The sequence below is a fragment of the Vibrio sp. BS-M-Sm-2 genome, from assembly GCF_041504345.1.
GTDB classification, from domain to species: domain Bacteria; phylum Pseudomonadota; class Gammaproteobacteria; order Enterobacterales; family Vibrionaceae; genus Vibrio; species Vibrio satsumensis.
Window position 1 is genome coordinate 2,667,167 of record NZ_CP167894.1, and the last position, 12,930, is coordinate 2,680,096.

At 44.7% G+C, this 12,930-nt stretch carries 12 protein-coding genes; 7 read left to right on the top strand and 5 right to left on the bottom strand.

The features are described 5' to 3' along the window. Nucleotides 1–84: 84 nt before the first annotated feature. Together AB8613_RS12290 and queF are read right to left on the bottom strand one after the other, a co-directional pair. Nucleotides 85–2,343: a tetratricopeptide repeat protein gene (locus tag AB8613_RS12290; RefSeq protein WP_372383879.1), complete on the bottom strand. Its 2,259-nt coding sequence runs from the start codon at nt 2,341–2,343 to the stop codon at nt 85–87. 52 nt (nt 2,344–2,395) lie between these two features. Continuing rightward, nucleotides 2,396–3,241 carry an NADPH-dependent 7-cyano-7-deazaguanine reductase QueF gene (gene queF, locus AB8613_RS12295; RefSeq protein WP_372383880.1) on the bottom strand — a complete coding sequence of 282 codons (846 nt, stop codon included), beginning with the start codon at nt 3,239–3,241 and terminating at the stop codon, nt 2,396–2,398. Nucleotides 3,242–3,372: 131 nt separating this feature from the next. On the opposite strand from queF, the gene syd reads away from it, so the two are divergent. The 3 genes from syd (at nt 3,373) to AB8613_RS12310 (ending at nt 6,302) form a co-directional block, all read left to right on the top strand. Next, entirely contained in the window at nt 3,373–3,918 is a 546-nt protein-coding gene (syd, locus tag AB8613_RS12300; protein WP_123284091.1) for a SecY-interacting protein, read from the top strand. Between the two features lie 4 nt (nt 3,919–3,922). Further along, the gene (locus AB8613_RS12305) at nt 3,923–4,699 is read left to right on the top strand and encodes a Zn-ribbon-containing protein (protein WP_161753706.1); all 777 of its coding nucleotides are present in this window, start codon (nt 3,923–3,925) and stop codon (nt 4,697–4,699) included. A 397-nt stretch (nt 4,700–5,096) separates the two neighbouring features. Further along, complete coding sequence (locus tag AB8613_RS12310; protein ID WP_146492078.1) at nt 5,097–6,302, top strand: carbohydrate porin; 1,206 nt, start codon at nt 5,097–5,099, stop codon at nt 6,300–6,302. 111 nt (nt 6,303–6,413) lie between these two features. On the opposite strand, the gene AB8613_RS12315 is transcribed toward AB8613_RS12310, so the two are convergent. From AB8613_RS12315 to metN, 3 genes are all read right to left on the bottom strand, one after another. Further along, a complete protein-coding gene (locus AB8613_RS12315) occupies nt 6,414–7,223 on the bottom strand; it encodes a MetQ/NlpA family lipoprotein (RefSeq protein WP_017630795.1) in 810 nt (269 codons plus the stop codon). A gap of 81 nt (nt 7,224–7,304) precedes the next feature. Next, nucleotides 7,305–7,988, bottom strand: a complete 684-nt coding sequence (locus AB8613_RS12320; protein ID WP_017060764.1) for a methionine ABC transporter permease — start codon at nt 7,986–7,988, stop codon at nt 7,305–7,307. Beyond that, nucleotides 7,978–9,012 (bottom strand): methionine ABC transporter ATP-binding protein MetN, encoded by a 1,035-nt coding sequence (metN, locus tag AB8613_RS12325; RefSeq protein ID WP_372383881.1) that lies wholly within the window; start codon nt 9,010–9,012, stop codon nt 7,978–7,980. The genes AB8613_RS12320 and metN overlap by 11 nt, the downstream gene beginning before the upstream one ends. 207 nt (nt 9,013–9,219) lie before the next feature. On the opposite strand from metN, the gene gmhB reads away from it, so the two are divergent. The 4 genes from gmhB to treB all read left to right on the top strand — a co-directional run bounded on the left by gmhB (nt 9,220) and on the right by treB (nt 12,872). Continuing rightward, nucleotides 9,220–9,804: a D-glycero-beta-D-manno-heptose 1,7-bisphosphate 7-phosphatase gene (gene gmhB, locus AB8613_RS12330; RefSeq protein WP_017060762.1), complete on the top strand. Its 585-nt coding sequence runs from the start codon at nt 9,220–9,222 to the stop codon at nt 9,802–9,804. A 63-nt stretch (nt 9,805–9,867) separates the two neighbouring features. Then, complete coding sequence (locus AB8613_RS12335) at nt 9,868–10,203, top strand: MliC family protein (protein ID WP_146492079.1); 336 nt, start codon at nt 9,868–9,870, stop codon at nt 10,201–10,203. Between the two features lie 89 nt (nt 10,204–10,292). After that, entirely contained in the window at nt 10,293–11,237 is a 945-nt protein-coding gene (gene treR / locus AB8613_RS12340) for a trehalose operon repressor TreR (RefSeq protein WP_146492080.1), read from the top strand. A gap of 210 nt (nt 11,238–11,447) precedes the next feature. Next, on the top strand, nt 11,448–12,872 hold the full coding sequence (gene treB / locus AB8613_RS12345; RefSeq protein WP_327783571.1) for a PTS trehalose transporter subunit IIBC: 1,425 nt from the start codon (nt 11,448–11,450) through the stop codon (nt 12,870–12,872). Nucleotides 12,873–12,930: the final 58 nt, after the last annotated feature.

Here is a 12,930-nt window from a genome sequence, read left to right on the forward strand (position 1 = left end):
GATCATTTTGATGAAATTCCGTTAAATCAATAATAACAAAACTAAAAATAAGGTCACGACTTGCCGCTCTTAACCGCTCGCAAATCAGTCATCTTTTAGCATTTTTTTGATGTTGTCCTCATTCTGGTACGATGATTGTATTTTTATTAGCCCTTGATTAATCGCATGTTTACAGGCTTCTCTTATGTTACCCGTTGCAAGGCTCGCTGCGGGTGCATTATCGATAGCTTTTAGATATACCCATTGGCTACTGCGCTCTTTGAGACTGATCTCACGGGCTAGGTTAGTCGACATTAATAACACATCGAGCAGCTCTTGATCGTTGATCGCGGTGTAAGCTCGTGGCAAGAATGGGTAGTCAGCGATGCCCATACGAATTGTTCGGTTGATATTACGTTTCGGTTCAAAGTCGGTAATCCACGATTGAATCTTTTTAAACATCGCCTCGGGTGATGAATCTCGGTCTGAGTTAGGTTCGATGTAAAGCAGGTTTGCGTCCGAGAAGTGATAGACACGAGCAGGGCCTTCAAGCTTCTCTTTCAAGAACTCTCCAAAAGCATCTTCTAACTCCAGACCCGCTTTATAGCCATTCTGCGTATACATGTTACGTAGGAAAGGTAAGTCAATCATCACGAAGCGCAGACGGTCATTCAATGGTTCATGAATGAGCTCGCCAAGTTGCCACTGTTCGAAGGTTTGGCTGGTTTGTTCTAGTGAGTTGGACAGCTTGGCATTCAGCATTCTGAGATTGGGCAGCTTAGAGCGTGAGTGTGTAAACAGGTCTGTTCGCAGTGAGTCGACTTCTTTAGCCAAGGTTTGAATGAGGTAGCCACGGCGTAGCACAAAGAAGAATAAGATAATGCTGAACAAAAATAGGGCGAACGATATTTTTTGGAACTTACGATGTTCCAGCTTGTACTTTTCTAGTTCTTGGGCTTGTCCTGCATAGTGAAGAGTTTGCTCAGCGAACTCTTTCTGTTGGCGGAAAGCATCTTCACCAACGCGGTTCAGCTTTTGTTGTTCTAAAGAAACCAAACTGTTGTATTGCTTAAGGTTCTCTAAAGCCTGTTGCGATTTTCCTGCTTGCTCATAGCCTAAAGAGAGTAAGTAGTACGAACGCTGCGAAAGGCGCATGTTCTCAACCTGACGCGAGATCTCCAGTGCGCGAGTGGCATGTTTGATCACATCCTCACTCTGCTGAAGGTGATAAGCGAGCCCGGCAGAGAGCAATGCAGCACGACCTTCTAGCTTGGGAATATCCGTATATTCAAGCAGTTCAAGGGCGCGTGTTAGGTATTGTTCTGCCAATGGGTAGTTGTAAAGACGCAGATAGGTTGCCGATAAACTTAGGCGAATATCAATGACTTGATGGATATCTCGGTCAGTACTCTCGTGATCAAGAACGTTGAAGAAGTGCACAAGGGCAAGGTTGTATTTTCCTTGATAGAAATACACGTCACCCATTTTCTTGAGCACTTGCGCTAAGACAGGAGAGTTTTCAAAGTTATCATAAAAATCAGCAGCTTGAGAAAGGTGCTCTAGTGCTTTATCTAGTACTTGTCGCTCAAAGAAAAGCTGTGCCAAGAGGCGGTTTACTTTAGCCAAACGAGAGCTCAAGTTGCCTTCTACCGACTTCCAATAGCCATACAACAACTCAGATAGCGCGTGATTGTACTCTTTATGGTTCAGGTAAAACTCACCGACCGAGATGTGGTAATCGATGGTCACTTTTTCAGAGTAACGTTGGTCGAGATAGGTCTTCGCTTCTTGGTAGTACTTTTCCGCTTCATCGATCTTGTTATCGTAAGAGGCGATATCGGCTTTCAGCATGATCAAGCGGTAGGTGATGCCTTCCGTCAGACGTAAGGTTTTATTCACCGATTCTAGGTTTGTTTCAATATTGGCGAGATCTGCCTTTGCTTTGGCGGATTTTCTGTCACTTAGCCAAAGTAAGCGTACTTTTAGGATCTCGAGATCCAGTTTGAGGTACTCAAGCTTATAGGTTTTCGCGAGCTCAGAGGCTTTGTCGATGTGCTGAATCGCAATACGAATGTTACCAAGGTTGTACTCGGCTTTCGCTAAGATCTTGTAGGCATCGATGCTGCTGTTTGGCGTTCGAATCGAAGAGTCTGTCTCTTCGCGAGAAATCGCCGAAGGGCTTTTCTCGCGTTGATCAGAAAGGACACGAAGCGTTAGGTAGCTGTTGGTCATTTGTTTTGCTTGGCTCGGCTCGATCTCAACCAGGTTATTGGCTTCATTGAGCAGCGCCGATGAATAGACCGACGCATTAACCGATGTGCTTAAGCTTAAAATAAATAGGCTAACGACGTATAACCAACGCATTTCAATGTCCCTTTAAAGATGAGGTAGTTCCAATAAGTGTGTCTTGAGCCTATTATTGGCGAGCCATACGCTTGTTGTGGCTTGGTCTATCTTGCTCTGTTGAACGGTATGGGTTGATATCCAGACCACCACGACGCGTGTAACGTGCGAATACGGTGAGCTTCGATGGGCCACAGTATTTCATGATGTCAGTGAAGATACGTTCAACACATTGTTCGTGGAATTCGTTGTGCTCACGGAAAGAAACTAAATAGCGTAGCAGAGCTTCACGGTCAATTTGCTTACCTGAATATGCGATCTCAACGCTGCCCCAGTCCGGTTGGTTGGTGATTAAGCAGTTCGACTTCAATAGGTGGCTGTGCAGTGTTTCTTCCACTTCTTGTTCGCCAGCAGCGCCTTCAAGCAGTGATGCTTCAAAATCGTAGCTGGTGATTTGGATGTCTTGGTTATCGATACAGTCACCTTCCATCGTTACGATAGGTTGGTTGGTGTAGTCGGTTACTGAGTTTATATTCACAATGACGGTTTCGCCTGCACATGCTGACAAATCTTGGGTTAGTCGCTCAGTTACTTGTTCCCAGTTTTCGAATTGAGTCTGGTTGTAGCTGTTTAGGTACAGCTTGAAAGATTTTGATTCAATTAAGTTTGGACTCGTTGCTGGGATGAAAACTTCACCCACGGCCACTTGTGGTAGGCCATTAGTATTTAGCCACGAAAGTTCGTACATCGTCCAAATATCATGACCAACAAAAGGCAGTTCACCGTTTAGCGCAAGATCATCACGATTCAGGCTACGAGGTACTGGTTGCAATAAACTTGCATCGTATTGGTTAGAGTACTCAGTTTTTTGGCCTAGGGTTAAACCCGCTAGCTCTTTTGCGTCAGAATATTTGCTCATACTTTCGTTTCAAATTCGATTAGAATGGGGTCGATTTTACTGAATCCCCATTACCCTGTCATTAAGTCATCGCTTAATCGGCGCGGAAAGGGCTCGGATTCTATTTATTATTTTGTGTTTAGGAGATTTTCATGACTCAACGTGCTCAAGACGCACTACTTTCTTTTAGTCAGCGATACGTTGACGCGTGGCAGCAGCAACACCAAAGCTTACCTCGTAATGAGGAGTTGGTGGACGTGGTATCGCCATGTGTAGAAGAAAAGAGCGGCGATGCCGTGTTATGGAAACACTATCCACGTGAGCAATTCGCGGATTTCACTAATGTTGAAACCGGTATTGAGCTGACCTTGCATGAAGACATCAAGACTTTCTACGGCGCACAATTCAGCGCAGATATGAACGCGACTTTTGATGGTAACGAACTGACTCTGTTACAGATTTGGAGTGATGAAGACTTCGAATGTCTACAAGAAAACATTTTGGGTCATCTAGTGACTCAGCGTCGTCTAAAGCTAAAACCAACGGTTTTCATTGCCGCGACCGATGCAGAGCTAGACGTTATCTCTATCTGTAACCTAACGGGTAACGTGATTTTGGAGCGCTTAGGCACCAAAAACCGTGATGTATTAGCCGAGACATTGGCCGAATTTTTAGAAAAGCTACAACCAGCGGTATAAATAGATGTACGTACTAGAACTTCAATTTGAGTGTTTTGATAACACAACGGTAAGCGCTGTCGACAAGGCTGTTAATGGCTTAATGGATGCACTTCGTTATAACGGGCAAGTGTTGGGTCGTGAGTTTCCTATCGTGATGGGCGACGGCGAATTTTATGTTCGCGTTGTCTGCCCAGAGCAAGACAGCTTACACCCGCGTAACCACTCTGATTTTGTAAAAGTGTGTTTTGAACGCTTGTCTAACGCGAGCCTGCTTGCGCCTAAAATGCGTTTACTGGGGCGAGATCTTAACTCAGAAGAAGTAGCTGAAGACGAAGCACCAAGCTGGCAAGTACTGTATACAACGTTTGTTCATACCTGTTCACCGCTGCGCAGTGGCGATAGTTTGCTGCCTATCCCTCTGTATCGCAACCCACCTACATTTAATGGCGACCATAAAGCTGTGCTGAAATGGCAGACAGAATGGCAAGCCTGTGATGAAGTCCAAATGGGTGGGGGCTGTCGTGCTGAACACGCAACTCTGACGGAGATCAGTGATACCAAAAGCGTGTTGTTCAAACGCGGTTGGGGCCTAAGAGGGCGCATTGAATATCTCACCAAGATCCCGACTTATTACTACTTGTACCGCGTGGGTGGCATCAGCTTAAAAGCTGAAAAAGAGCGTAAATGTCCGCAATGTGGTGGCGAATGGCTGCTAGATGCGCCGATCCACGATATTTTCTATTTCAAGTGTGATGACTGCCGTCTGGTATCAAACATCTCTTGGGATCACCTTAAGTAATCCATAAAGCTTAATTATCGATTCAATGTATCGAAGTGTTAATCAATACTTCGATACTTATTCCTTTGTTTTCTCCCTGTTAGCTTCTCGTCTGTTTCTCTTTCTTTGCCCTCAATATTGAGCATTAATCAAGTATTGGGCTTGCCAATATTGTTGAACCTATTTCGCCCTTAAATGCGCTCATTTTGTGCTGTCTATCTCTCTCTGTAGTCCTCAAGTATTCACCAAAATAATTCCACACCCATCAACTTTTGATCATTTCAATAGTTAACTGGATCACAGTAATCAATCAGTTCTCTTTCAATTTATATTCTGCTCAATATAAATGGGATCGATCCCATGGGAATGTTCCCATTTGTAAATAATAACCTGATTCTAGATCTGAAAGGAATGGACGATGAAACTGTTACCTATTGCTGCTGCACTCTCTACTGCTTTACTTGCACCTAATTTATACGCTGATGAAACCACACCATTAGAGTTCAATGGCTACATGCGCGGAGGCGTTGGCCTGAGTAATGAAGGTGGCTCAAACAGCAAGTGGGAGGTGAGTAAAGTTGGGCGACTCGGCAACGAGAATGACCTGTATGGCGAGTTTGGCTTTAAGAAAGAGGTGTATGCTGAGGACGACGTTTCATTTGTAGTTGATTCCATGTTGTCGTACTGGCAAGGCCAAGATGAGAACGCGGCGGATAAAAGCGTTGATGTAGTTCAGCTCAATGTTCAAGCGGTAGGGCTTTTTGAAGACAAGGACATTGGTATTTGGGCTGGTGAGCGCTACTACCAACGTCATGATGTACACATCGTTGATAACTACTACTGGGATGTGAGCGGTATTGGTGCAGGTGTTGAACACATCAATATGGGCCCAGGTAAATTATCGGTGGCTTTGATTCAAGATACAGTGACAGGCGATGTGTTTGATGGCAAAGAAACCACAGCCATGATTGCTGATATACGTTATGCGGGTATTCCATTGTGGAACAATGCGGATCTTGAGGTTGGTATTGATATGAACTTCGCCAATGAAAAGCAAGGTCAAACGGTCGATGCGGATGACAGCGTAATGCTAACGGCAAGCTTGAATCAAAATCTTTCAGGTGGCTTCAACAAAACTATTCTACAGGTTGCTAACTCTGGTTATGCCGAGCAGATGACGACTTTTGGGACAGGTAAAGGCATCGTTCGTGATGCCAACAACAATGACGCCGATGGCTTCCGATTGATTAACTGGGGCGTGCTTGCGATCGGTGAGAACATCGAGTTTGGCCACACTGTCCGTTATGCTGCTTCAACCGGTGTTGGCGCCAATAATAGTGATGATGACTCTTTCAGTGCGGTAATTCGTCCGCTTTATAAGTGGGACAAGCGCATGCGTACCATTCTTGAAATTGGTGGCTTTGTTGAAACTATCGATAACAAAGATGGTGCGGGTGGTAAATTTACAATCGCTCAAGCTTGGGTTCCACAAGTGGGTTTCTGGTCTCGTCCCGAGTTCCGTATCTTTGCCACTTACCTAAATGATGCTGAAAATGACAATGCTTTCGGTGAAGGTAAGAACAGTGAAATGAGTGTCGGTATGCAAGTGGAAGCTTGGTGGTAAGCCGAGCCTTTCTAACGAAATTCGGTACATAAAAACTGCCGTAAATAAAAAAGGGGCTGACGTTATGTCAGCCCCTTCGGGTATCTATACGATGCTGAAAAGTTTAGGTGATTACCAACCTTTAACTACGCCACCTTGGAAGATATCAGAAGCTGCGTTGTACACTTCTTCAGTTTGGTAAGCTTTAACGAAGTTCTGTACGTTTTCAGCGTTTAGGTTGTCTTCACGAGAAACGATTAGGTTTACGTAAGGAGAATCTTTGTCTTCAACGAATACGCCATCTTTTTGTGGAGTCAGGTTGATAGAGCTTGCGTAAGTTGTGTTGATGATAGAAAGCGCTACATCATCAAGAGAACGTGGCAGTTGTGCTGCGTCTAGTTCAACAATCGTTAGGTTTTTAGGGTTCTTAACGATGTCACGAACTGTTGCTAGAAGACCAGCACCTTCACGAAGCTCAAGAAGACCTTGTTGCTCAAGAAGCAGTAGAGAACGACCTAGGTTTGTTGGATCGTTTGGTACCGCAATACGAGCACCGTCTTGGATTTCGTCGACAGATTTCACTTCTTTAGAGTAACCAGCGATAGGGTAAACAAACGTGTTACCAGCGATAGTCAGTTTGTAACCACGGTCAGCCACTTGCTGATCTAGGTACGGTGCGTGTTGGAATGCATTGATGTCGATAGAGCCATCATCCAGTGCCGCGTTTGGCGTTACGTAATCCGTAAAAGTAACCAGTTCAACGTCTAGGCCGTACTGCTCTTTTGCTACTTTCGCTGCAACTTCAGCAACCTGCGCTTCAGCACCTGCCATTACGCCAACTTTTACTTTAGAAGTATCAACTTCTTTATCACCACAACCTGCTAGTACTAGCGCTGATGCCGCTGCTGCGATAGTAAGTAAACCTTTAAGGCTAAATTTCATAATAATCTCCTTTTAATAAATCTATTTAATTTGGTTCAGACGACTCTTGTCTTAGAGAGTTTGCGTTTTAGCGCTGAGTCTTTATCTGTGGTCAACGCGGCGAACTAAGGAATCACCGATTGATTGAATAATTTGTACAAGCACAATCAACATCACTACCGTTACAGCCATGATGGTCACATCGTAACGGTGGAATCCGTAACGAATCGCGACATCACCTAGACCACCGCCACCAACCGTGCCCGCCATTGCTGAGTAGCTCACAAGTGTCACTAGCGTAATCGTTACTGAGTTGATAATAGTCGGTAGTGCTTCAGGAAGCAGAACCTTATTGATGATTTGTGTTGGTGTTGCGCCCATTGATTGAGCCGCTTCTACTAGACCTGTTGGTACTTCAAGTAGTGCACTTTCGATAAGTCGAGCCACAAATGGGATAGCACCAATCGTCAATGGAACAATCGCTGCTGTTGTGCCTATGAAGGTACCAATCAGCATCTTAGTTAGTGGGATAATCGCAACCATCAACACTAAGAAAGGCACTGAACGACCCACGTTCACAATCGCACCTAGAATCTTGTTTACTTTGGTGTTCTCTAACAGGCCACCTTTTTTAGTCGTGTGTAGAATCACGCCTAATGGAATACCGACAGCAAAGCCAACAATGCCCGCAACTGCAACCATGTAAAGCGTCTCGCCGGTTGCACCTAATAGAAGGTTACCGTTAAGGCTGATCCAGTCAGCAATCTCGTTGAAACTAAAGGACATAACCAAGCACCTCTACTTTTACATTGTTGTCGCGTAGGAATTGGATAGCAGCATTATCATCTGCTTCATTACCGAACAGTTCAGCAACCATCATGCCGAACTTCACGCCGCCGGCGTAATCAAGGTCAGAGCTTAGGATGCTGACATCGATATTGAATTTGCGTGCAATCTGAGTCATCAGCGGAGCATCAACCGTTGCGCCCGTAAACTCAAGACGTACCAACGGGTAACTGCTGTTTACGCGAGTCTCTTGCAGGCGTGCTTGGTAATCTTCAGGGATCGTCAGATCCAACGTTGAACGAATGAATTGATGCGCTAGTTCAGTTTTAGGGTGAGCAAAGATGTCACCAACTGTGCCTTTCTCTACCAATTCACCACCGCCAATGATCGCCACTTCGTGACAAATGCTTTTCACTACATCCATCTCGTGCGTAATAAGCAGGATAGTGATGTTCAGCTTGCGGTTGATTTCACGCAGTAGCTCAAGAATTGATTGAGTGGTCGCAGGGTCCAATGCGCTGGTCGCTTCGTCACACAGCAATACTTTCGGATCAGAGGCCAGTGCACGAGCAATCGCAACACGCTGCTTTTGACCGCCACTTAGGTTTGTCGGGTAGGTGTCTCGCTTATCCGCTAAGCCAACGAGTTCAAGTAACTCACTCACTTTTGCTTCAATAATCGCTTTATCTTTACCAGCAAGTTCTAAAGGCAGTGCTACATTGTTAAATACAGTACGAGAAGACAGCAGGTTGAAGTGCTGGAATATCATGCCGATGTTACGGCGCGCTTCGCTAAGTTCTGATTTGCTGAGTTTTGTTAGGTCGATACCGTCAACAATCACTTCACCAGAGGTCGGTGCTTCCAACATATTTACACAGCGGATTAGGGTACTTTTGCCTGCACCTGAAGAGCCGATGACTCCAAAGATTTGACCTTGAGGAATGTGGAGGTTGATATCAATTAAGGCATTGATTTCTTTAGTACCTTGATAAAAAACCTTGTTGACTTGATTCACTTTAATCATAGAGAAACCCGTGCAGGTAGAACAGAATAATATGTCGATAGCTCGCTCGATTTACAGACGATGCTATGGTGTTCTATGATCTAAGTCAATAGATATTTTTACGTCTAGACGGCTAAACGTCGATTGTATGGCTAAGCTAGAAACAATTCGTTAACGAACGCAAAACTAAATAGATAGTGATGAAGCAAATAAAGCGTGTAATAATTAATGATTAATAGAGAGTTGATAGAGAACAAAATTTTGTCTAAACCTGCTGTTTTTTTAGATCGTGATGGTGTGATTAACGTTGACCACGGCTACGTACATGATGAGCATGACTTTGAATACATTGACGGTGTGTTTGAAGCGGCGAAAGCGTTTAAAGATATGGGCTATTTATTGGTGCTAGTGACTAACCAGTCAGGCATTGCTCGCGGCATGTTTAGTGAAGACCGTTTTCTTTCTTTAACGCAGTGGATGGATTGGAACTTTGTTGATAACGGCGTTGAGCTTGATGGCATCTATTACTGCCCGCACCACGCTGAACACGGTATTGGTGACTACAAGCAAGATTGTGAATGTCGTAAACCAAAGCCAGGTATGTTCATTTCTGCTCGTGACTTTCTGAAGATTGATATGGCTAACTCGGTCATGATCGGCGATAAAGCTGAAGACATGATGGCTGCAGAAGCAGCAGGCGTTGGTACTAAAGTCTTAGTAAGAACAGGCAAACCAATCACTGAAAAAGGTGAAGCCTTGGCGAGCGTTGTGCTTGATAGCATTAAAGACGTGCCAGCTTTCTTAAAAGGTTAAGACACTAAGTCTCCTTCACTTAGATATAAGTGTTGTTCACTATATAAAGATGAGGAACGCAGTATGAAAGCATTGTTGATAGCATCTCTATGTACGGTAGCGTTATTCGGGTGTTCTAAATCCGCAGCGCCTGATGGTGCAGTATCGGACGATCAATTCGTGACTTATCAATGTGAGTCTGACGCTTCATTTAAGGTCGCTTACCTTGGTAATGAAAAAGCGGTATTACGTTTGCCAGAGAATGAATATCGCCTAACTCAAATATCGGCAGGTTCAGGAACGAAGTACATCTTAGATGATGGAACCTCTGAACTGATCAATAGCGTCACTTTACGCACTAAAGGTGACAACGCGCGTCTAGAACTTGGTCGTGTCGTCTATAAAAATTGCCGAAAGTAAGTCATAGTTAACTTCTAGGATTTACAAACAGTTAAGTGAGGGGGTATGCCCTCACTTTTTCTTCTCTTCCCTTTAACGTTAGACTTTTTATGAGCAAAAAACTCACTATTCTCGATATTGCTAAGCTGTCCGGTGTTGGTAAGTCAACCGTATCTCGCGTTCTGACCAATGATCCAAAAGTGAAACCTGAAACCCGAGAAAGGGTGGAAAGAGTAATTCAAGAATCTGGGTACACGCCTTCAAAGTCTGCGCAGTCGATGCGTGGTGGCAGTCAAAAAGTCATCGGTGTCATCATTTCTCGTCTGGATTCCCCTTCTGAAAACAAAGCAGTTAGCACTATGTTGGCTGAGTTGTATCGAGCGGATTACGATGTCGTGATCATGGAAAGCCAGCTAGATAGAGAAAAAGCCAATGAGCACCTTCAGGTTCTCAAGCGCCGCAATGTAGACGGCATAATCGTGTTTGGTTTTACTGATTGCGATATTCCTGCGATTGAAGCTTGGGAACACAAAGCGGTGGTTATTGCTCTGGATACCGAGAACGTGACGTCGATTAACTATGATAACCAACAGGTGATCAATAGTGCGTTAGCGCATCTGTCGGATCAGGGGATCTCTGAGGTTGGCTTCATCGGGGTTGATCCTAGCGACAAATCAACCGGTGAACTGCGTCTTAAGGCTTATCTCGATTGGTGTGAAAACACAGGTTCGGTGGCAAACTATCGCACTGGTCAACTTCATCACGAAAGTGCTTATCAGCTGGTGGATGAGGTACTAACACCTAACACCCAAGCTATAGTCTGTGCTAGTGACACATTGGCTCTCGGTGTGATCAAGCGTCTGCAAGAGCGACAACGTGAAGATGTGGTGGTGACTGGTGTCGGTGGCAATGATCTTCTCTCTTTCTTATTCCCACGAGTATTTAGCATTGATCCTGGTTACCAATCTGCAGGTAAACTGGCTGCTAATCTATTGATCTCTCAGCTTTTAGGCAATTCAGAGATCTCTCATCACACTCAATCTCCGATTCTATAATCCACTCAATTAAGCGAAATTGAACCGCTTAGATTAAAATTAGAGTGTGATCTCTTTCAATTAATGGGACTGTTCTCATTTTAATTTATCATTCATGTGGGCATTATAATAACTGTAATTGGGAATGTTCCCATAAGTCTAAGTCTAAGTCTGAGTGGTTATAGCTACATGGTTTAGATGAGTAATTGAATGAAACCAGGGTGGGGTAGTATGAGTAAGATAGCGAAGCAAGACGTTGCGCGTCTTATCGAGTTAGTCGGTGGCAAAGAGAATATTGCGAGTGTCAGCCATTGTCTAACTCGACTGCGTTTTGTATTGAACGATACGGAACAAGCGAACAAAGCAGAATTAGAGAAGCTTAAACTGGTAAAAGGCTGCTTTACTAACGCAGGTCAATTCCAAGTCGTGATTGGCACCGAGGTTGATGAGGTGTACGCACTTTTGATTGAGCAAACTGGTAAAGATGCATCATCAAAAGATGAGGCGAAGTTGGCTGCTCGTCAAAATATGAACTTCCTTGAGCGTGGTATATCCCATTTAGCCGAAATTTTCGTACCACTGCTGCCTGCCATCATTACTGGCGGTTTGATTCTTGGTTTCCGTAATGTGATTGGCGACATTCGCATGTTCGACGGCAAAACCCTAGTTGAAATCAGTCAATTCTGGGCAACGGTTCACTCTTTCTTATGGTTGATCGGCGAAGCTATTTTCTTCTTCCTTCCGGTTGGTGTGTGTTGGGCAACGGTTAAGAAGCTCGGCGGAACCCCTATTTTAGGCATCACGCTCGGTGTGACCTTGGTTTCCCCGCAATTGATGAACGCTTACATGATAGGTAAATCGGTACCTGAAGTGTGGGACTTTGGCTTGTTCGTGATAGAGAAAGTTGGTTATCAGGCTCAGGTGATCCCTGCGATGTTAGCGGGTGTGGCTCTGGCCTTCATCGAGACCAACCTTAAGCGTATTGTTCCTTCTTACCTGTACCTTGTTGTCGTGCCGTTCGTATCGATTATTTTGTCTGTGATTTTAGCGCACGCTTTCATTGGCCCATTTGGCCGTATGTTAGGCGATGGCGTGGCATTCGCGGCTAAAGCGGCAATGACGGGTGACTTTGCGATTCTTGGTTCAGTAGTCTTTGGCTTCCTATACGCACCTTTGGTTATTACAGGTATTCACCACACAACCAATGCCGTCGACCTACAACTGATGCAAGACTTAGGCGGCACACCAATCTGGCCTTTGATTGCGCTATCAAATATTGCACAAGCTTCAGCGGTTGTTGGCATCATCATCTTAAGCAAACGCGAAGGCGAACGAGATATCTCGGTTCCAGCTGCAATCTCTGCTTACTTAGGTGTAACAGAGCCAGCGATGTACGGCATCAACCTTAAATACAAATTCCCAATGCTGAGCGCAATGATCGGCAGTGCCGCAGCGGCTGCAATCTGTGGTAGTGCAGGTGTGATGGCGAATGGTATCGGTGTCGGTGGCTTGCCGGGCATCCTATCGATTCAACCTCAATATTGGTCGATTTACCTAGTTGCAATGCTGGTGGCGATTGTATTACCCGTCACGTTAACACTGTTCTTCTATAAGCGAGCACAGATGAAAGGCGAGCTAGAAACCGCCAACGCGTAATGCATTAAATAAGCGATGGCTCCAAAGTGAGCCATCGCTTTTTCTTTTAGTTATAACG

Excerpts from the sequence above, each read along its gene's own strand:
- queF (WP_372383880.1), bottom strand. The coding sequence starts at position 3,241 with ATGAGCAAATATTCTGACGCAAAAGAGCTAGCGGGTTTAACCCTAGGC.
- gmhB (WP_017060762.1), top strand. The coding sequence starts at position 9,220 with ATGATTAATAGAGAGTTGATAGAGAACAAAATTTTGTCTAAACCTGCT.
- treR (WP_146492080.1), top strand. The coding sequence starts at position 10,293 with ATGAGCAAAAAACTCACTATTCTCGATATTGCTAAGCTGTCCGGTGTT.
- AB8613_RS12320 (WP_017060764.1), bottom strand. The coding sequence starts at position 7,988 with ATGTCCTTTAGTTTCAACGAGATTGCTGACTGGATCAGCCTTAACGGT.
- syd (WP_123284091.1), top strand. The coding sequence starts at position 3,373 with ATGACTCAACGTGCTCAAGACGCACTACTTTCTTTTAGTCAGCGATAC.
- AB8613_RS12315 (WP_017630795.1), bottom strand. The coding sequence starts at position 7,223 with ATGAAATTTAGCCTTAAAGGTTTACTTACTATCGCAGCAGCGGCATCA.
- treB (WP_327783571.1), top strand. The coding sequence starts at position 11,448 with ATGAGTAAGATAGCGAAGCAAGACGTTGCGCGTCTTATCGAGTTAGTC.
- AB8613_RS12335 (WP_146492079.1), top strand. The coding sequence starts at position 9,868 with ATGAAAGCATTGTTGATAGCATCTCTATGTACGGTAGCGTTATTCGGG.
- AB8613_RS12305 (WP_161753706.1), top strand. The coding sequence starts at position 3,923 with ATGTACGTACTAGAACTTCAATTTGAGTGTTTTGATAACACAACGGTA.
- AB8613_RS12290 (WP_372383879.1), bottom strand. The coding sequence starts at position 2,343 with ATGCGTTGGTTATACGTCGTTAGCCTATTTATTTTAAGCTTAAGCACA.
- metN (WP_372383881.1), bottom strand. The coding sequence starts at position 9,012 with ATGATTAAAGTGAATCAAGTCAACAAGGTTTTTTATCAAGGTACTAAA.
- AB8613_RS12310 (WP_146492078.1), top strand. The coding sequence starts at position 5,097 with ATGAAACTGTTACCTATTGCTGCTGCACTCTCTACTGCTTTACTTGCA.